Source organism: Streptomyces sp. NPDC089919, from assembly GCF_040684615.1.
Taxonomy (GTDB): Bacteria; Actinomycetota; Actinomycetes; order Streptomycetales; family Streptomycetaceae; genus Streptomyces.
The window spans coordinates 1-19075 of the sequence record NZ_JBFBGK010000053.1 but is presented as its reverse complement, the minus strand read 5'-3'; the positions used below and the strand labels follow the sequence as shown (position 1 = coordinate 19075).

13 protein-coding genes are annotated in these 19075 nt (G+C 74.4%); 11 read left to right on the top strand and 2 right to left on the bottom strand.

The annotated features are described in order from the left end of the window. Positions 1 to 112 precede the first annotated feature (112 nt). Complete coding sequence (locus AB0O40_RS21450; protein ID WP_365043856.1) at positions 113 to 1276, top strand: cysteine desulfurase family protein; 1164 nt, start codon at positions 113 to 115, stop codon at positions 1274 to 1276. A gap of 39 nt (positions 1277 to 1315) precedes the next feature. On the opposite strand, the gene AB0O40_RS21445 is transcribed toward AB0O40_RS21450, so the two are convergent. Next, on the bottom strand, positions 1316 to 1957 hold the full coding sequence (locus AB0O40_RS21445) for an N-acetylmuramoyl-L-alanine amidase (protein WP_365043853.1): 642 nt from the start codon (positions 1955 to 1957) through the stop codon (positions 1316 to 1318). 70 nt (positions 1958 to 2027) lie between these two features. Between AB0O40_RS21445 and mnmA the strand changes: the two genes are divergently transcribed. Further along, positions 2028 to 3158 (top strand): tRNA 2-thiouridine(34) synthase MnmA, encoded by a 1131-nt coding sequence (mnmA, locus tag AB0O40_RS21440; protein ID WP_365043850.1) that lies wholly within the window; start codon positions 2028 to 2030, stop codon positions 3156 to 3158. Between the two features lie 62 nt (positions 3159 to 3220). Here mnmA and AB0O40_RS21435 read toward each other — a convergent pair whose 3' ends face one another. Then, the gene (locus AB0O40_RS21435; RefSeq protein WP_365043847.1) at positions 3221 to 4147 is read right to left on the bottom strand and encodes an NADP-dependent oxidoreductase; all 927 of its coding nucleotides are present in this window, start codon (positions 4145 to 4147) and stop codon (positions 3221 to 3223) included. Between the two features lie 115 nt (positions 4148 to 4262). Here AB0O40_RS21435 and AB0O40_RS21430 point away from each other — a divergent pair, with 115 nt between their 5' ends. The 9 genes from AB0O40_RS21430 to AB0O40_RS21390 all read left to right on the top strand — a co-directional run. After that, positions 4263 to 5306, top strand: a complete 1044-nt coding sequence (locus tag AB0O40_RS21430) for a helix-turn-helix domain-containing protein (RefSeq protein WP_365043844.1) — start codon at positions 4263 to 4265, stop codon at positions 5304 to 5306. Positions 5307 to 5504: 198 nt separating this feature from the next. Next, on the top strand, positions 5505 to 8867 hold the full coding sequence (locus AB0O40_RS21425; protein WP_365043841.1) for a S8 family serine peptidase: 3363 nt from the start codon (positions 5505 to 5507) through the stop codon (positions 8865 to 8867). A gap of 156 nt (positions 8868 to 9023) precedes the next feature. After that, complete coding sequence (locus tag AB0O40_RS21420) at positions 9024 to 9713, top strand: SDR family oxidoreductase (RefSeq protein WP_365043838.1); 690 nt, start codon at positions 9024 to 9026, stop codon at positions 9711 to 9713. Further along, positions 9710 to 10687, top strand: a complete 978-nt coding sequence (locus AB0O40_RS21415) for a methionine synthase (protein WP_365043835.1) — start codon at positions 9710 to 9712, stop codon at positions 10685 to 10687. Before AB0O40_RS21420 ends, AB0O40_RS21415 begins: the two co-directional genes overlap by 4 nt. 22 nt (positions 10688 to 10709) lie before the next feature. Next, entirely contained in the window at positions 10710 to 12899 is a 2190-nt protein-coding gene (gene ligA / locus AB0O40_RS21410; RefSeq protein ID WP_365043833.1) for an NAD-dependent DNA ligase LigA, read from the top strand. 326 nt (positions 12900 to 13225) lie between these two features. Beyond that, positions 13226 to 15394 carry an EAL domain-containing protein gene (locus tag AB0O40_RS21405; RefSeq protein WP_365043830.1) on the top strand — a complete coding sequence of 723 codons (2169 nt, stop codon included), beginning with the start codon at positions 13226 to 13228 and terminating at the stop codon, positions 15392 to 15394. Between the two features lie 172 nt (positions 15395 to 15566). Further along, the gene (locus tag AB0O40_RS21400) at positions 15567 to 17813 is read left to right on the top strand and encodes an FG-GAP-like repeat-containing protein (protein ID WP_365043827.1); all 2247 of its coding nucleotides are present in this window, start codon (positions 15567 to 15569) and stop codon (positions 17811 to 17813) included. Positions 17814 to 17986: 173 nt separating this feature from the next. Continuing rightward, complete coding sequence (gene gatC, locus AB0O40_RS21395; RefSeq protein ID WP_365043820.1) at positions 17987 to 18283, top strand: Asp-tRNA(Asn)/Glu-tRNA(Gln) amidotransferase subunit GatC; 297 nt, start codon at positions 17987 to 17989, stop codon at positions 18281 to 18283. 4 nt (positions 18284 to 18287) lie between these two features. Then, positions 18288 to 19075 (top strand): amidase (locus tag AB0O40_RS21390; protein WP_365043817.1); only part of this gene is annotated, 788 nt, incomplete at its 3' end.

Sequence of the window (19075 nt, the reverse complement as noted above, 5' to 3'; positions counted from 1 at the left end):
GTGCGAGGGGTCCGCGGCGCGCCCCGTTTCGAAGGGGTGCCGGGAGGGGGAAGTGACGGAGAACGCAGGGCAGCTCCGGGCACCGCCACGGCACTCGTAGAATCGGGGAACCATGGCCTACCTCGACCACGCCGCGACCACTCCGATGCTCCCGGAGGCCGCCGAGGCGATGACCGCCCAGTTCACCGTCACCGGCAACGCCAGCTCCCTGCACGCGGCAGGCCGCAGAGCCCGCCGCGCCGTGGAAGAGGCGCGCGAGACCCTTGCGGAGGCGCTCGGCGCGCGCCCCAGCGAAGTCGTCTTCACCGCCGGCGGCACCGAGGCGGACAACCTCGCCGTCAAGGGCATCTACTGGGCCCGCCGGGACGCCGACCCGGCCCGCACCCGGGTGCTCGCCAGCCCGGTGGAACACCACGCCGTCCTCGACGCCGTCGACTGGCTCGCCGCCCACGAGGGCGCCCGGGTCGAGTACCTGCCGGTCGACCGGTACGGCCGGGTGCACCCCGACGCGCTGCGCGAGGCGATCGAGCGGAACCCCGACGACGTGGCCCTGGTCACCGTCATGTGGGCCAACAACGAGATCGGCACCGTCATGCCGGTCGCCGAGCTCGCCGCCGTGGCCCGCGAGTACGGCGTCCCCATCCACTCCGACGCCGTCCAGGCGGTGGGCCAGCTGGAGGTGGACTTCGCCGCCAGCGGCCTCGACGCCCTGACCGTCAGCGGCCACAAGATCGGCGGCCCGTACGGCATCGGCGCGCTGCTGCTGAGCCGGGAGCTCACGCCCGTGCCCGTCCTGCACGGCGGCGGCCAGGAGCGGCACGTCCGCTCCGGCACCCTCGACGTGCCCGCGATCGCCGCCTTCGCGGTGGCCGCCCGGCTCGCCGCCGAGCGGCGGGAGCGGTTCGCGGCCGAGGTCGGGGCGCTGCGCGACGAGCTGGTGGCGGCCGTCACCGCGGCCGTCCCCGAGGCGCTGCTGTGCGGGGACCCGGTGGACCGGCTGCCCGCCAACGCCCACTTCACCTTCCCCGGCTGCGAGGGCGACTCGCTGCTGCTCCTGCTGGACGCCCAGGGCATCGAGTGCTCCACCGGCTCCGCCTGCACCGCGGGCGTGGCCCAGCCCAGTCACGTCCTGCTCGCCACCGGCACCCCGCCGGAGCTGGCCCGCGGCACCCTGCGCTTCTCGCTCGGCCACACCTCCACCAAGGAGGACGTGGTGGCGCTGGCGGCGGCCATCGGCCCGGCCGTCGCGCGGGCCCGCTCGGCCGGCCTGAGCTGACCGGACTCCCGGGGGCGGCCGGACCGCCCCCGGGACCCGTCACGTCCCGAGGTACCCGCGGACCAGCTTCAGGTACCGGTCCCAGTCCCAGTGGGGGCCCGGGTCGGTGTGGTCCGCGCCCGGCACCTCCGAGTGCCCGATGATGTGCGTGCGGTCGGCGGGGAAGCCGTACCGCCGGCAGATGTCGGCCGACAGCCGCGCCGAGGAGCGGTACATCGCGTCGGTGAAGTCCTGCGGCCGGTCCACGAACCCGACGTGCTCTATGCCCACGCTGCGTTCGTTCATCGAGCGGTTGTCGGCGTGGAAGGCGACGTCCAGCTCGCGCACCATCTGCTCGACGTGGCCGTCCTTGTCGACGATGTAGTGCGCCGAGGCCTTGTGGAAGGGGTTGCGGAAGGCGTCCACCGAGGACTTGAAGCCGCCCTGCGTGACGTGCACCACGATCCGGTCCACCCGGTAGTCGGCGGGCCGGTCGGCCATCCGCCAGTTCGCCGGGGAGGCGGAGGTCCAGCTGGCGCCCTTGTGGTCGAGCTCGCCCTCCTTGCGGGGCTTGGAGACGCCCGGCAGCAGCCAGTAGCTGCGCTCTATGTCGTCCCGCTCGGCCAGTCCCACCCCGATGAGCACGCCCAGACCCGTGATCAACAGGGCCCGTCGCCCGGGCCGTCGCCGTCCCTCGGCCATCACCACCACCCCCGCCGGGTAAGAACGCCCGTGCCCGCCGCCCGGTTCCCCCCTTACTCTTGTGGGTGCTATGACTCAGAACCCGCAGCCGCGCCGCCCCCTCCGCGTACTCGCCGCCATGTCCGGCGGTGTCGACTCCGCCGTCGCCGCCGCCCGGGCGGTCGAGGCCGGCCACGACGTCACCGGGGTGCACCTCGCGCTCTCCGCGAACCCGCAGTCCTTCCGGACCGGTGCCCGTGGCTGCTGCACCATCGAGGACTCCCGCGACGCCCGCCGGGCCGCGGACGTCATCGGCATCCCGTTCTACTGCTGGGACCTGGCCGAGCGGTTCCGCGAGGACGTGGTCGAGGACTTCGTCGCCGAGTACGAGGCCGGCCGGACGCCCAACCCCTGCCTGCGCTGCAACGAGAAGATCAAGTTCGCCGCGCTGCTGGACAAGGCCCTGGCGCTCGGCTTCGACGCCGTCTGCACCGGCCACTACGCCACGATCGTCGAGCGCCCGGACGGCGGCCGCGAGCTGCACCGCGCCTCCGACATGGCCAAGGACCAGTCGTACGTCCTCGGGGTGCTGGACGAGAAGCAGCTCGCGCACGCCCTCTTCCCGCTCGGCGACACGATCACCACCAAGGGCGAGATCCGCGCCGAGGCCGAGCGACGGGGCCTGGCGGTGGCGAAGAAGCCCGACAGCCACGACATCTGCTTCATCGCCGACGGCGACACCCAGGGCTTCCTCGCCAAGCGGCTGGGCAAGGCCGAGGGCGACATCGTCGACGAGTCCGGCACCCGGGTGGGCAGCCACGACGGTGCCTACGGCTTCACCATCGGGCAGCGCAAGGGCCTGCGGATCGGGCACCCGGCCCCGGACGGCAAGCCGCGCTACGTCCTGGACATCTCGCCCGTGGACAACACCGTCACGGTCGGCCCGGTGGAGGCGCTGGACGTGATCGCGCTGACCGCGATCCGGCCGCGCTGGTGCGGCGCGGAGGCGGCCGCGCCCGGCACCTACACCGCGCAGCTGCGCGCCCACGGCGGCGAGACCGAGGTCTTCGCCGAGGTCGTGGACGGCGAGCTGCGCGTCCGGTTCACCGAGCCGGTCCGCGGCGTCGCCCCCGGCCAGGCCATCGTGCTCTACGACGACACCCGCGTCGTCGGCTCCGCCACCATCGCCACCACCACCCGCGCGACGCCGACGGCGGTCTGACGGGAACCCGTCCGTAGGGGCGGGACGCGCGGGTCCCCGGCGCCCCGCACATCCCTCGGGGGTCAGACGACCGAGAGGACGATCTTGCCGGCGGTGCGGCCGCGCTCGCCGATCTCGTGGGCCCTGGCCGCCTCGGCGAGGGGCAGGACCGTCTCGACGACCGGCTTGAGCGCGCCGCGCTCCACCAGCGCGGCGATCTCGCGCAGGCCCGCCTGGTCGGGCTCGACCAGCATCCACTCGGCGCGCAGGCCGGCCGGCACGGCGGCGGGGACGTCGTCCGGGCCGGGCAGGGTGACCAGCCGGCCGCCGGCGCGGAGCACCTTCAAAGAGCGCTCGGCGGTCTCGCCGCCCATGCCGTCCAGCACCACGTCCACGTCGGACAGCACGTCCTCGAAGCGGACCTCGCGGTAGTCCACGACCTCGTCCGCACCGAGCGAGCGCACCAGCTCGTGCTTGCCGGCGCTGGCGGTGCCGATCACGTACGCGCCCAGGGCCTTGGCGATCTGCACCGCGAAGTGGCCGACACCGCCCGCGGCGGCGTGCACCAGGACCCGCTCGCCGGGCCGCACGGCGGCCGTGTCCACCAGGGCCTGCCAGGCGGTCAGCGCGGCCAGCGGCAGCGCCGCGGCCTCCACGTGGCTCAGACCGGCCGGCTTGGCCGCGAGCTGCCGGGCCGGCACCACGGCGTACTCCGCGTACGCCGAGGCCTGGCGGGGGAAGAGCGGCATGCCGAAGACCTCGTCGCCGGGCCGGAAGGCGGTGACGCCCGGGCCGGCCGCCTCGACGGTGCCCGAGAGGTCCCAGCCGACCTGGGGCAGCTCGCCCCAGGCGATGAGGCCGCCGCTGGCGCGGGTCTTCCAGTCGACCGGGTTGACGCCGGCCGCATGGACGCGGACCAGGACCTCGCCCAGGCCGGGCTCCGGCCGCTCGACCTCGGTCTCGGTCAGGACCTCGGGGCCGCCCCACTCGCTCACGACCACTGCACGCATTTCCTGCTCCTTCGCACGGGCCGGGCGGTGCCCGGCGTCTCCATGTCCACCAGCTTCGGGCCGGGGCGGCGGGCGTGGTGCTGGCCGGATGGCCATGATGTGACAGAATCTGGCCATGAGCGAGACACCGTCGACCCGGCCCGACGAGACCGGAGCACAGCCTGGACCACAACCCCGGCCGCACCGGATCGCCGTCCTGGCCCTCCCCGGTGTGCCCCCGTTCGAGCTCGGCATCCCGTCCCGGGTCTTCGGCAGCGCCGTGGGGGAGGACGGCGAGCCGCTGTACGAGGTCACCGTCTGCACGGCCGACGGCGCGCCCGTGCTCAGCGACGCCGGCTTCACCGTCCAGCCCGCGGCCGGACCCGAGGCGCTGACCGCCGCCGACACGGTGATCGTGCCGCCCACCCACGCCATGCCCGAGCTGGGCCGCGGAGGTCCGCTGCCGCCCGCGGTCGCCGCCGCCATCGCAGGGATCCGGCCCGGCACCCGCCTGGTCTCCATCTGCACCGGCTCGTACGTGCTCGCCGCCGCCGGGCTGCTCGACGGCCGCCCCGCCACCACGCACTGGAACCTCGCCCTGGAGTTCCGCCGCGCCTACCCCCGGGTACGGCTCGACGAGGACGTGCTCTTCGTGGACGACGGGGACGTCCTCACCTCGGCCGGGGTCGCGGCCGGGGTGGACCTGTGCCTGCACGTCATCCGCCGCGACCACGGCGCCGCCACCGCCAACCGCGCCGCCCGGATGTGCGTGGTGCCGCCCTGGCGCGACGGCGGCCAGGCCCAGTACATCGACCGTCCGGTGCCCGAGCCGACGGTCGCCACCACCACCGCCACCCGCGCCTGGGCGCTGGACCGGCTGGACGCCCCGCTGACCCTGGCCGAGCTGGCCGCGCACGCCGGGATGAGCCTGCGCACCTTCACCCGCCGGTTCCGCGACGAGGTGGGGACCACCCCGGTGCAGTGGCTGACCGCGCAGCGGCTCGAGCTGGCCCGCGGCCTGCTGGAGACCAGCGACCTGCCGGTGGACCTGGTCGCCCACCGGGCCGGCTTCGGCTCCGGCAACTCCCTGCGCCAGCACATGCGCGCCGCGCTCGGAGTCTCTCCGATCGCCTACCGCCGCACCTTCCACTCCCGCGAGCCGGCGGCGGCGGCCGGCTGACCCGGCCGGCCGCCGCGCGCGGCAACCGGTATCACAAAAGGGGTGGTTGGTCGTCGATGCCTAACAAGCCAGACCACACCCGCCCCAACAGCCCGTTCCGGCCACACCGTTGAGCCGGAGATCGCCGCCGCACATACTGCGTGTGCCGGGGGGCGACTCGCGTTCCCCGTGCGATGACTCCTCATCCAGGGGGGATGAATGCGCAGTCACATCAAGAAGGCCGGCGTGGCGGGGGTCGCCGCGGCCGCCGCCGTGGCGCTCGCGGCGGGGCTGACCACCCCGGCCGCCGCCGCTCCGGGCGGCCCGGCCGCCCCGGCCGCCGGTGCCGCCCACGGCGCCCAGGCACCCGGCTCCCACGCCCTCACCCGGATCCCGCTGGTCACCGGCGACACGGTGGTCCTCGACGCCCGCGGCGGGCCGGTCGGCTTCGAACGCGCCAAGGGCCGCGAGCACATACCCGTCGCCGTGCAGCGGATCGCCGGTCACGTCCACGTCGTCCCGCTCGACGCCCAGCGCCTGATCGCCGCCGGCCGCCTCGACGCGCGGCTCTTCGACGTCACCGAGCTCGGCCGCCCCGAGTACCGCGCCGCGCACCGGGCCGGCGTCCGCCTGATCGTCGGGTACGAGGGCGCCGCCCCGGCCGCCCGGGCCGAGCTGCGCCGGGCCGCCGGCGGCCCGCCCGCCCGCGCCCTCGGTGCGCTCGACGCCGAGGCCGTCCGGGCCCCCGCGCGCGGCGCCGGCGCCCTGTGGCAGGCGCTGACCCGCCAGGAGGCCGGCACCGGGCAGCGGACCACCGCCCCCGGCATCGCCCGGATCTGGCTGGACGGCCTGCGCCGGGCCAGCCTCGACAAGTCCACCCGGCAGATCGGCGCCGACAAGGCCTGGGCCGCCGGCTACGACGGCAAGGGCGTCAAGATCGCCGTCCTGGACACCGGGGTGGACGCCAAGCACCCGGACCTGGCCGGCAAGATCCTCGCCCAGAAGAACTTCAGCACCGCCGCCGACGCCGCCGACCACTTCGGCCACGGCACCCACGTCGCCTCCATCGCGGCCGGCACCGGCGCCGCCTCCGGGGGCAAGTTCAAGGGCGTCGCCCCGGGCGCCGCCCTGCTCAGCGGCAAGGTCCTCGACGACGACGGCTTCGGTGACGACTCCGGCATCCTGGCCGGCATGCAGTGGGCCGTCGACCAGGGCGCGGACGTGGTCAACCTCAGCCTCGGCGGCGGCGACCAGCCCGGCATCGACCCGCTCGAGGCCGCGGTCAACAAGCTCAGCAAGAAGGGCGTGCTCTTCGCCATCGCCGCGGGCAACGCCGGCAGTCCCGGCAGCGTCGGTTCCCCGGGCAGCGCGGACGCCGCCCTCACCGTCGGCGCGGTGGACGACCACGACAAGCTGGCCCCCTTCTCCAGCCGGGGCCCCCGGGTCGGCGACGGCGCCGTGAAGCCGGACGTCACCGCCCCCGGCGTGGACATCACGGCCGCCGCCGCGCCCGGCAGCGTCATCGAGAAGGAGGTCGGCCAGAACCCGCCCGGGTACCTGACCATCTCCGGCACCTCGATGGCCACCCCGCACGTCGCCGGCGCCGCCGCGCTCCTCAAGCAGCAGCACCCGCAGTGGAAGGGCGCCGAGCTCAAGGGCGTCCTGACCGCCTCCACCAAGCCCGGCGCCTACAGCCCCTTCGAGCAGGGCAGCGGCCGCATCGCGGTCGACAGGGCGCTGCACCAGAAGGTCGTCGCCGAGCCGGTGTCGGTCTCCTTCGGCCGGCAGCAGTGGCCGCACACCGACGACAAGCCGGTCACCAAGAAGGTCACCTACCGCAACCTGACCGGCAAGGCCGTCACCCTCGCCCTGTCGGTCCGCTCCTCGGGCCCCGACCGCAAGCCCGCCCCGGCCGGCTTCTTCACCCTGGGCGCCACCGAGGTCACCGTCCCCGCCCGCGGCACCGCAGCCGTGGACCTGACAGCCGACACCCGCCTCGGCGGCACCCTCGACGGGGCGTACTCCGCCTACGTCGTCGCCACCGGCGGCGGCCAGGGCGTGCGCACCGCGGCGGCGGTGGACCGCGAGGTCGAGTCGTACGACGTGACGGTCCGCCACATCGGCCTGGACGGCAAGGCGTCCGGCGACGGCTACACCTCGCTCTACGCCCTCCAGGGCGTCGCCCCGGGCGCCTCCTTCGACCTGGCCGACCCCTCCGGCGCGGCCACCGTCCGGCTGCCCCGCGGCCGCTACGTGCTCAACACCAGCATCCCCAACGACCCGAAGGACTGGGCCAAGGGCGTCAACTGGCTCGCCCGGCCGAACCTGGACGTCACGAAGAAGACCACCCTCACGCTCGACGCCCGCACCACGGCGCCGGTCACCGTGACCGTGCCCCGGCGGACCGCGACCAGCTCCTTCGCCGCGCCCTCCTTCACCGTGAGCACGCCGGAGATGTCCGCCGGCTACGGCTACTTCCTCGACTCGTACAAGGGCTTCCGCACGGCGGGCAGCGGGCCGGCGGTCACCGACGGCTCCCTGGTCCAGCAGTGGGACGGGCACTGGACGTACGGTCCCACCACCGAGTACCACGCGGCCTTCGGCGGCAAGGTCCGGCGGCTGGCCACCGGCTTCTCCCGGCACGTCGAGGCCAAGGACCTGGCCACGGTCAAGGCCACCCTGGGCGCCAACCTGTCCGGCAAGGAGAGCGGGCTGAACGTCTTCGGCTACCTGCCCGACGGCGCCGGCTCCACCGCGGTCTCCCTGGTCCGCAAGCTGCCGGCCACCGTCACCCTGTACCTGGCGGCCGTGGGCGGCGTGCAGTGGGAGACGGACGTCGAGCAGTACGGCGGCCGCGACGCCCAGGGCTTCCCGCTGACCGAGGCCGCCTACTACGGCGGCCTGAAGGCCTACCGGCCCGGCCGGCAGTACAGCGAGACCTTCAACAAGGCCGTCTTCGGCCCGACCCTCGCCGGTGAGGGCTTCGGCCTCTACCGAAAGGGCAACCAGATCAGCGGCTTCCTGCCGCTGCTGGCCGACGGCGCCGGGCACCCCGGCTGGTCGCTCTTCACCAAGGCGTACACGGAGCTGACCCGCAACGGCGTGATCGTCGGGCGCAACGACCAGCCGCTGACCGGCGACCCCTTCACCGTCCCCGCCGGCGACGCGCTCTACCGGCTGTCGGCCACCGTCCAGCGGCCCGGCACCCTCTCGCGGACCTCCACCAAGATCGTCGCCGGCTGGTCCTTCCGCTCGGCGAAGACGGCCAAGCAGACCGCCCTGCCGGTGTCCGTGGTCCGCTTCAGCCCGCAGCTCACCCTCTCGGGCACCTCCCCGGCCGGCCGCACCGTCCGGGTGCCGCTCACCGTCCAGGGCGCCGCGGCCGGCGGCAACACCAAGGTGCTGGCCGTGTTCGTCTCGTACGACGACGGCCACTCCTGGAAGCGCCTCACCGTCAAGGACGGCGCGGTCAGCGTCAAGAACCCCGCCAAGGGCAAGGCCGTCTCGATCGGCGCCCACGTGGCGGACAAGCAGGGCAACACCGGCGACGTGACCGTCTTCCGCGCGTACTACGCCGGCTGACCGCCACCCCGCCCCACCGGCCCGCCGGAGCCCCGCGCTCCGGCGGGCCGGTGCACGTCCCGGCGCCCGCACGTCGCCCCCCGGCGCGATCGTTACGGCAGGTGCGGCCGGTACGCGCGTCCAGGGTGGGGCCCGACGGGTGCGAGCATGTCCGGTATGGCTACTCACCTCATCACCGGTGCCGGATCGGGCATCGGCGCGGCGGTCGCGCGCCGGCTGCACGAGCGCGGCGACGACCTCGTCCTGCTCGCCCGCGACGCCGCGCGCGGCAAGGAGCTCACCGCCCGCTTCCCCGGCTCCCGGGCCCTGGTCGCCGACCTCGCCGACCCCGACCGCATCTCCTGGGCCTTCTCGCACCAGGCGCTGCCCGACCGGCTCGACTCGCTCCTGCACGTCGCCGGCATCGTCGACCTCGGCCCCGTCGGTGAGCTGCGCCCCAAGACCTGGCACCAGCAGCTCAACGTCAACCTGATCGCCCCCGCCGAGCTCACCCGGCTGCTGCTGCCCAGCCTGCGCGCCTCCCAGGGCCAGGTGGTCTTCGTGAACTCCGGCGCCGGGCTCGCCGCGCACGCCGACTGGAGCGCGTACGCCGCCTCCAAGCACGGCCTGCGGGCGCTGGCCGACTCGCTGCGCCACGAGGAGAAGCCCCACGGCATCCGGGTCACCACCGTCTACCCCGGCCGCACCGCCAGCCCCATGCAGGCCAAGGTGCACTCCCAGGAGGGCAAGGAGTACGACCCGGCCCGCTGGATCGACCCCGAGTCGGTGGCCACCACCATCCTGATGGCCGTGGACCTGCCCCGGGACGCCGAGGTCAACGACCTGTCCGTGCGGCCGGGCCGGTGAGCGCCACCGGAGTCGGCTCGCTGCCGGGCGGGGACGCACGGGAGGCCGCCAAGGCGGTCACCGGCACCTTCGAGGACTTCGTGTACCTGCCGGAGCTGCCCGCCCGGGGCCCCGGCGCCGACATGATCGGCCGCTCGCTGGGCCTGCTGGTGGACCTCTACGCCCACGTCGAGCCCAGCGGGTGGCGGATCAGCGACCGGCCCGGCCGGGACACCAAGCGGGCCCGCTCCTGGCTCGGCGAGGACCTGGACGCCCTGGAGGAGTTCACCCAGGGCTACGAGGGCCGGCTGAAGGTCCAGGCGGTGGGCCCCTGGACGCTGGCCTCCGCCCTGGAGCTGCGCACCGGCGAGGCCGTGCTCCAGGACCCCGGCGCCTGCCGGGACCTGGCCGGCTCCCTCGCGGAGGGCCTGCGGGAGCACCTGGCCGAGGTCCGCAAGCGGATCCCGGGCGCCCAGGTCGTGCTCCAGCTCGACGAGCCCTCGCTGACCGCGGTGCTGCGCGGGCGGGTGAGGACGGCCAGCGGCTACCGCACGTACCGGGCCGTGGACCGGCAGCAGGTGGAGGGCACCCTCCGCGACCTGGTCCAGGTCCACGAGGGCGAGGTCGTGGTGCACTCCTGCGCGCCCGAGGTGCCCTTCGCACTGCTGCGCCGGGCCGGGGTCACGGGCGTGTCGTTCGATTTCTCGCTGCTCACCGAGCGCGAGGACGACACGATCGGCGAGGCCGTCGAGGGCGGTACGAAACTCTTCGCCGGAGTGGTGCCGGGCACCGACGGCCCGTTGTCGGACCCTGCCGGTAGCGTCATGGGTGTCAGGAAGCTTTGGCGCAGGCTGGGGCTGGCCCCCGGCACCCTCGCGGAGTCCGTGGTGGTCACTCCCGCGTGCGGACTGGCGGGCGCTTCGCCCGCTTATGCCCGTGCGGCCATGGCGCACTGCGTCAGGGCGGCGAGATCCCTCGCCGACAACCCTGAGTGATCGATACGGGAGGACCAGGGGCATGGCAGCCGAACAGCAGGAGAGCACGGTCCCGGCACAGGTGCGCGAGCAGCACCAGCTGCTGGCCGAGCAGGTCGAGGAGCACCGGTTCCGGTACTACGTCAAGGACCAGCCGGTGGTCAGCGACGCCGAGTTCGACACGCTGCTGCGCTCCCTGGAAGCCCTCGAGGAGCAGTACCCCGAGCTGCGCACCCCCGACTCGCCCACCCAGAAGGTCGCCGGGGCGTACGAGACCGAGTTCACCGCCGTCGAGCACCGCGAGCGGATGCTCTCCCTGGACAACGCCTTCGACGACGAAGAACTCGCCGCCTGGGCCGACCGGGTGGCGCGGGACGCCGGCACCGCCGAATACGACTACCTCTGCGAGCTCAAGGTCGACGGCCTCGCGGTCAACCTCACGTACGAGGACGGCCGGCTGACCCGCGCCGCCACCCGCGGCGACGGCCGCACCGGCGAGGACATCACGCCCAACGTCCGCACCATCGCCGAGATCCCGGACCGCCTCAAGGGCGACCGGATCCCGGCGGTCGTGGAGATCCGCGGCGAGGTCTACTTCCCGATGGAGGCCTTCGAAGAGCTCAACGCCCGGCTGGTGGCGGCCGGGGACAAGCCCTTCGCCAACCCGCGCAACGCCGCGGCCGGTTCGCTGCGCCAGAAGGACCCCAAGGTCACCGCCGGCCGCCCGCTCCACATGGTCGTGCACGGCATCGGGGCCCGCGAGGGCTTCGGCATCGACCGCCTCTCGCACGCCTACGCACTCCTCCACGAGTGGGGCCTGCCCACCGCCCGGCACAACAAGGTCGTCGGCTCGCTCGCGGAAGTCCGGGAGTTCATCGCCTACTTCGGCGAGAACCGGCACTCCGTGGAGCACGAGATCGACGGCGTGGTGGTCAAGCTCGACGAGATCCCGCTGCAGGGCCGGCTGGGCACCACCTCGCGCGCCCCGCGCTGGGCCATCGCCTGGAAGTACCCGCCGGAGGAGGTCAACACCAAGCTGGTGGAGATCCGCGTCGGCGTCGGCCGCACCGGCCGGGTCACGCCCTACGCCGTCGTCGAGCCGGTCACGGTGGCCGGCTCCGAGGTCGAGTTCGCCACCCTGCACAACCAGGACGTGGTCAAGGCCAAGGGCGTGCTGATCGGCGACACGGTCGTGCTGCGCAAGGCGGGTGACGTCATCCCGGAGATCCTCGGCCCGGTCACCGACCTGCGCGACGGCACCGAGCGGGAGTTCGTGATGCCGGCCGAGTGCCCCGAGTGCGGCACCGCGCTGCGGCCGATGAAGGAGGGGGACATCGACCTGCGCTGCCCCAACTCCCGCTCCTGCCCCGCCCAGCTGCGCGAGCGGCTGTTCTACCTGGCCGGCCGCAAGTGCCTGGACATCGAGAACTTCGGCTACGTCGCGGCGGTGGCCCTGACCCAGCCGCTGGAGCCCGCCGAGCCGCCGCTGCGCGACGAGGGCGACCTCTTCGACCTGACGGTGGAGCAGCTGCTGCCCATCAAGTCGTACGTGCTCGACCCCGACTCCGGGCTGCCCAAGCGGGACCCGAAGACCGGCGAGCCGAAGGTCGTCACCTTCTTCGCCAACCAGAAGGGCGAGCCCAAGACCAACACCCTCGCCATGCTGGCCAACATCCAGGCCGCCAAGGAGCGGCCGCTGGCCCGCATCATCACCGGCCTCTCCATCCGGCACGTCGGCCCGGTGGCGGCCGAGGCGCTGGCCCGCGAGTTCCGCTCGCTGGACCGGATCGAGGCGGCCACCGAGGAGGAGCTGGCGGCCGTCGAGGGCGTCGGCCCGACCATCGCCGCCTCCCTCAAGCAGTGGTTCGAGGAGGAGTGGCACCGCGAGATCCTGGCCAAGTGGCGGGCCGCGGGCGTCCGTACGGAGGAGGAGGGCGCCGGCGAGGAGAGCGGCCCGCGCCCGCTGGAGGGCCTGACCGTGGTCGTCACCGGCACCCTCACCGGCCACACCCGCGACGGCGCCAAGGACGCCCTGCAGAGCCGCGGCGCCAAGGTCACCGGCTCCGTCTCCAAGAAGACCTCCTTCGTGGTCGTCGGCGAGAACCCGGGATCCAAGTACGACAAGGCCGTCCAGGCCAAGGTCCCGGTGCTCGACGAGGCGGGATTCGCCGTCCTGTTGGAGCAGGGACCGGAGGCCGCGGCCGAGGCGGCCCTTCCGGTTGAGGGGGAGTAGGGGGAAACCCGGCGGATCGGGGTAGGTATGGAGTGGAAAGAGCGGACGACGAGGGGTAGCCAGCCGCCGGTGGCCTGTCGGATCATCGGACGGGTGACAGGGGGGTCCTGGTCCAATCTCACCTGATCGGCGGATACCGTACTGATGAGGATGGCTGGGGCGCATTCGGGCAACCGCCGCCGACCGCTGCCCCTGGGAGCCTCCTGCGGCCTACTGTTGAGGGGTGCGCCTGTCGTGCACGGCTGCAAGGTGCAATTCCAGCCGTGATGGCATGACATCGGGGCCATCGCGTGGCATCGGCATCGCCGGCTGTGAGAGGGACGGGCATGAAACCCACCGAAAGCGCCGACCCGTCACCAGAATTCGGCGCGGAACCCCCGCCCGGACGGGCGGGCAGGCTCGGCGTCCTGGGGGCCAGGGCGGCGGAGAACCACCCGCTCGCGACGGACGGCCGCCGCCGGGCGCTGCCCGTGGCCATCGTCGCCGCCGCCGGCCTGGTGCTGGCGGCCGGCATCGTGCTGGGCCTCGGCGGGGACCACGCCCTCTTCCCCGGCGGGACCGTCGGCTGGTGCCTGGCCCTGCTCACCGGCATCATCGTCGGCCACCTGGTGGCCCTCGGCCGGGACCGGTGGTGGGGCGGGACCGGCTCCGGCGCCGCCCTCACCCTCGGCGTGCTGCTCCTCTACGGCTGGGTGCCCGCCGGGCTGGTCAGCCTGGCCGTGGTCTCCCTGGTCGGCGCCGCCCGCCGGCACCGCTGGCGCCAGGGCCTGCTGCACGGCTCGGTCGACGTCCTCGGCATCGGGGCCGGCGCCCTGGTGATGGCGGCCTTCGGCGACTCGCCCACGGTGGAGGCCCCCTGGCTGCCCGCCCAGTGGGGGGCCGGCGCGGTCCCCGAGATCGTCCTGGTGGCGGTCGCCTACCTGGCCGTGACCCGGGTCCTGCTGTGGTTCGCCCTCGCCCCCCGCGGCGGCGGCCTGCCCACCGTCGCCCGGACCGCGATGGTCCGTCAGGCCCTGGTCGCCATCGCCCTGCTGGGCATCGCCCCGCTGATCTGCGTGGTGGCCATCAGCATGCCGGTCCTGCTGCCGCTGTTCGCCGTCCCGCTGATCGCCCTCGACTCCACCCTCTGGATCGCCCGGGCCCGGGCCGAGGAGCAGCTGCGCGACCCGCTCACCGGACTGCCCAACCGGCAGTGGCTGCTGGAGCGCGCCTGGACCGCCCTGGACCAGGCCGAACGCCTCGGCACCCGGTCCGCGCTGGTCCTGATCGACCTGGACCGGTTCCGCGCGGTCAACGACACCCTGGGGCACCTGGCGGGCGACCGGCTGCTCCTGCAGATCGCCGAGCGCCTCCAGAAGGCCCTGCCCGGCCAGGCCGAGGCGGCCCGGCTCGGCGGCGACGAGTTCGCCGTCCTGCTGCCGACGGCCGACTCCACCACCAGCGCCCAGCGGGTCGCCCGGCACCTGGTCGCCGAGCTGTCCTCGCCGCTGGACCTGGACGGACTCACCCTCGTCCTGGAGGCCAGCGCGGGCCTGGCGGTCTTCCCGGACCACGCCCTGGACGCCGAGGGCCTGCTGCGCCGCGCCGACGTGGCGATGTACCAGGCCAAGCGGGACCGCACCGGCGTGGAGGTCTACGAGTCCAAGCGGGACAGCAACACCCCCGACCGGCTGGGCCTGCTGGGCGACCTGCGGCGGGCGCTGGACGCCGGCGAGGTGGAGCTGCACTACCAGCCCAAGGTCCGCTTCGACGGCCAGGTGGCCGGACTCGAGGCGCTGGTGCGCTGGGTGCACCCGGAGCGCGGCCGGGTCCCCCCGGACGAGTTCATCGCCATCGCCGAGACCTCCGGGCTGATGCCCCACCTCACCGAGTACGTCCTGGAGACGGCGCTCGCACAGGTGGCCCGCTGGCGCGCCCAGGGCCTGAAGGTCCCGGTCGCGGTGAACGTCTCGCCCCGGGACGTGCACACCCCCGGCTTCGCCGGCGCGGTCGCGGCCCGGCTGGCCCGGCACGGCGTCCCGGCCGGTGCCCTCCAGCTCGAGATAACCGAGCACGTCCTGCTGGAGGACCCGCAGCGGGCCGCCGACACCATGGCCGGACTCACCGGCCACGGCGTCAAGATGTCCCTCGACGACTTCGGCACCGGCTACTCCTCGCTCGTCCACCTGCGCCGGCTGCCGGTCAGCGAGCTGAAGATCGACCGGTCCTTCGTGGCCCGGCTGGCGGTCGACGCCCAGGACGCCGAGATCGTCCGCTGCACGGTCGACCTGGCGCACTCGCTGGGCCTGCTGGTGGTGGCCGAGGGCGTGGAGGACGACGAGACCTGGGAGCGCCTGCGCGACCTGGGGTGCGACGCCGTCCAGGGCTGGCTGGTGGCCGCGGCCATGCCGCCCGCCGAGGCGACCTCCTGGCTGCTGGCCCGGGGCGAGCGCGGCTGGCGCCGTCCCGCGGACATCACCGCCGAGCTGGCCGCCTCCGAGACCCCGTCGCCCTGACCGGTTCCCGCCGTCGTGGGGCCCGGGCCCGCCGTGAGTTCTGCGGCCGGAGCCCGGGCCTCCGTCGTGTTCCACCCGGACCTGACCGTCCCGGCGATCTTTTGTTTCCCCAACTGGGTTAGTATCCAGCCACTTTGCTTGATCCGTAATGCAAGCCCGGGGGGGCCATTCCATGACCATGCACTCATTCCGTCGCGCCTGCGCACTCGCCCTGGGGCCGGCCCTGGCCCTGGGCGTCGCCCCGCAGTTCGCCGCCGCCCAGCCGGCCGCCACGGCCGCCGCCGCCTCCGACGCGGTCCAGCCGGGCGACTGGGCCCCGGCCGCCAAGCTGCCCGACACGGCCCGCAACCGCCTCGTCGGCCTGCGCTCCCGTGCCGACGGCTCCCTGGTCGCCCTGCGCATCGCGCCGGTCGACCCCGCCCACCCGGACGGTGCCGCCAAGCTCCTCGCCACCCTCCGGCCGGCCGGCAGCACCACCTGGTCCGCGCCCCGGCAGCTGGCCTCCGCGCCCGGCATCGGCGCGAGCCTCACCGTGGAGGCCGACGGCTCCCTCCTCGCCACCTGGTACGAGACCGGCGCCGGCGCCCCGCTGCTGAAGCTGGCCACCCTCGCCCCGCGCGCCACCGCCTGGTCCGCCGCCGAGACCGTCCCCGCCGCCCTCAACCCCTACGACTACCGCGCCACCGTGACGGGCCGGGCGGACGGCCGGCTCACCGCCGTCTGGATCGAGAACACCAGCGCCGCCCGGCTGATCCGGATGTCGGAGCGGCCCGCCCCCAAGAGCCCGTGGAGCGAGCCGGTCACCGTCGACTCCGTGCGCGACGGCGACGGCGGCGGCAACGGCGACGGCGAGTGGTACCTCACCGGGCTGGAGGCCGCCGTCGACAAGGCCGGCAACACCACCCTCGCCTGGGTCCTCGACAACGGCGAGCGCAAGGTCGCCCCGGCCGGCGCACCGGGTGCCGACGGGGCCCCGGGGGCCGACCGCGTGCCGGTCCCGGGATTCCCGTCCCAGTCCCACGCCCGGATCATGGAGCGGCCCGCGGGCGGCGAATGGGGGGACGCGAAGGACCTGTCCCCGCTGGTCGGCGGCAAGCCGTACATGGGCCTGCGGCTGGAGGCGCACCCGGCGGGCGGCGTCGCCCTGATGTGGGGCACGTACAACACCGGCCCGATGAAGTACGCCCGCAAGACCGTCGGCGGCGAGTGGAGCGCCGCCGAGGACACCACCCTCGTCGGCTCCCGCATCCCGCGTCCGCTGTTCCTCCCGGACGGCGGCGTCCTGCTCCTCGACAAGCACGACAAGGAGATCATCTCGGTCGAGCGGGACGCGGCCACCGGCACCTGGGGCGACCGCCGCACGCTGGAGACCCGTCGCAGCGGCGACCCGTACTACTACCCCGTCACCTACGACGTCGCGGCCGACGGCACCGTGTACGCGGGCTGGACCGCCCACGAGCGGGCCGGCGGCAGGGACCGGTACTTCACGGCCTTCCGCACCCCCGCGGGCTGGTCGGCCCCGAGGGCGCTGTCGGACGCCCCCGGCTACCCGCGCGGCCTGCTCGCCGTCGCGGGCGGCCGCCCGACCGCCCTGTGGGAGGACGGGACCGCCCTGTTCGGTGCCGCCGGCACGGCCCGCCGGACGCCCCGCCCGCACGACTTCGGCGACGACCGCAAGGCCGACGTGCTGTCCCTGGAGCAAGGCGTCCTGACCCGCTTCGACGGCGACGGCGCCGGCCACCTCCGGGCCACCGCCGCCCCGGGCGGCACCGCCACCGGCTGGCCCGCGGGCACCCGCTTCACCGGCTTCGGCGACTGGAACGGCGACCGGGTCAACGACCTCCTGGCCGTGCTGCCCACCGGTGAGGCCCGGGCCTACAAGACCCTCGCCGGCCGGCTGCCCGAGCCCACGTCCCCGTACAAGAAGCTGGCCGGCGACTGGCGCGGGTACGACGTCCTGACCGCCCCGGGCGACGTCAACGGCGACGGCCGGGCCGACCTGCTGGCCCGCGAGTCCCGCACCGGCGTGCTCTACCTGTACCCCGGCGCCGGCACCGCCGGCCTGGCCGCCCGCGTGAAGATCGGCGGCGGCTGGAACACCTACACCCGGATCGTCGGCACCGGCGACCTCAACGGCGACGGCCGCGGCGACCTGCTCGGGCTGGACCGCTCCGGCGAGCTGTGGCGGTACGAGGGCCTGCGCAGCGGCAAGCTCACCGCCCGCAAGCTGGTCTTCCGGGACTGGGGCAAGGGCGTCAAGCAGCTGCTGGGGGCCGGCGACCTGAACGGCGACGGCAAGGCCGACCTGCTCTCCGTCGACTCCGAGGGCGTGGCCCGCTTCAACCCGGGCAACGGCCGCGGCGGCTTCGGGAACAAGGTCCGCAGCGGTTCCGGCTGGAGTGGCCGCACCCTCTCCTGACCCCGCCGGTAAGCCCCCGGACACCCGCCGGCCCGCCCCGGGACACCCTCCCGCGGCGGGCCGGCGCGCGCCCCGGGGGCACCCCCGGGGCAAACCGTTTCGTGGCATGCGGTCGCCGCCCCATAGGATTGGGCCCGAAACCTACACACTCACCACCCTCAGAGGATCGCTGCATGCCTGGCATCACGCGCGAGGAGGTCGCCCACCTCGCTCGGCTGGCGCGTCTGGAGCTGTCCGGCGACGAGCTGGACCACTTCGCCGGTCAGCTGGACGACATCATCGGCGCGGTCGCCCGCGTCGCCGAGGTCGCCGACCGAGACGTACCCCCGACCTCCCACCCGCTGCCGCTGACGAACGTCATGCGCGCGGACGAGGTCCGTCCGTCGCTCACCCCCGAGCAGGCGCTTTCCGGCGCTCCCGCCCAGGAGCAGCAGCGTTTCAAGGTGCCGCAGATCCTGGGGGAGGACTAAGAACATGACGGACAACATCATCAAGCTCACGGCCGCGGAGATCGCCGGGAAGATCGCCGCCGGCGAGCTCACCGCGGTCGAGGTCACCGAGGCCCACCTGGCCCGGATCGACGCCGTGGACGAGAAGGTGCACGCCTTCCTGCACGTGGACCGCGAGGGCGCGCTGGCCCAGGCCCGCGCCGTCGACGAGAAGCGCGCCCGCGGTGAGGAGCTGGGCCCGCTGGCCGGTGTCCCGCTCGCCCTGAAGGACATCTTCACCACCAAGGGCGTCCCCACCACGGTCGGCTCCAAGATCCTCGAAGGCTGGATCCCGCCGTACGACGCCACCCTGACGCGCAAGCTGAAGGAAGCCGACGTCGTCATCCTCGGCAAGACCAACATGGACGAGTTCGCCATGGGGTCCTCCACCGAGAACAGCGCCTACGGCCCCACCGGCAACCCCTGGGACCTCACCCGCATCCCGGGCGGCTCCGGCGGCGGCTCCTCCGCGGCCCTGGCCGCGTACCAGGCCCCGCTGGCCATCGGCACCGACACCGGCGGCTCCATCCGCCAGCCCGCGGCCGTGACCGCGACCGTCGGCGTGAAGCCCACCTACGGCGGCGTCTCCCGCTACGGCATGGTGGCCTTCTCCTCGTCCCTGGACCAGGGCGGCCCCTGTGCCCGCACCGTCCTCGACGCGGCCCTGCTGCACGAGGTCATCGCCGGTCACGACCCGCTGGACTCCACCTCCATCGACGCGCCGGTGCCGCCGGTGGTCGAGGCGGCCCGCAACGGCTCGGTGGCCGGCATGCG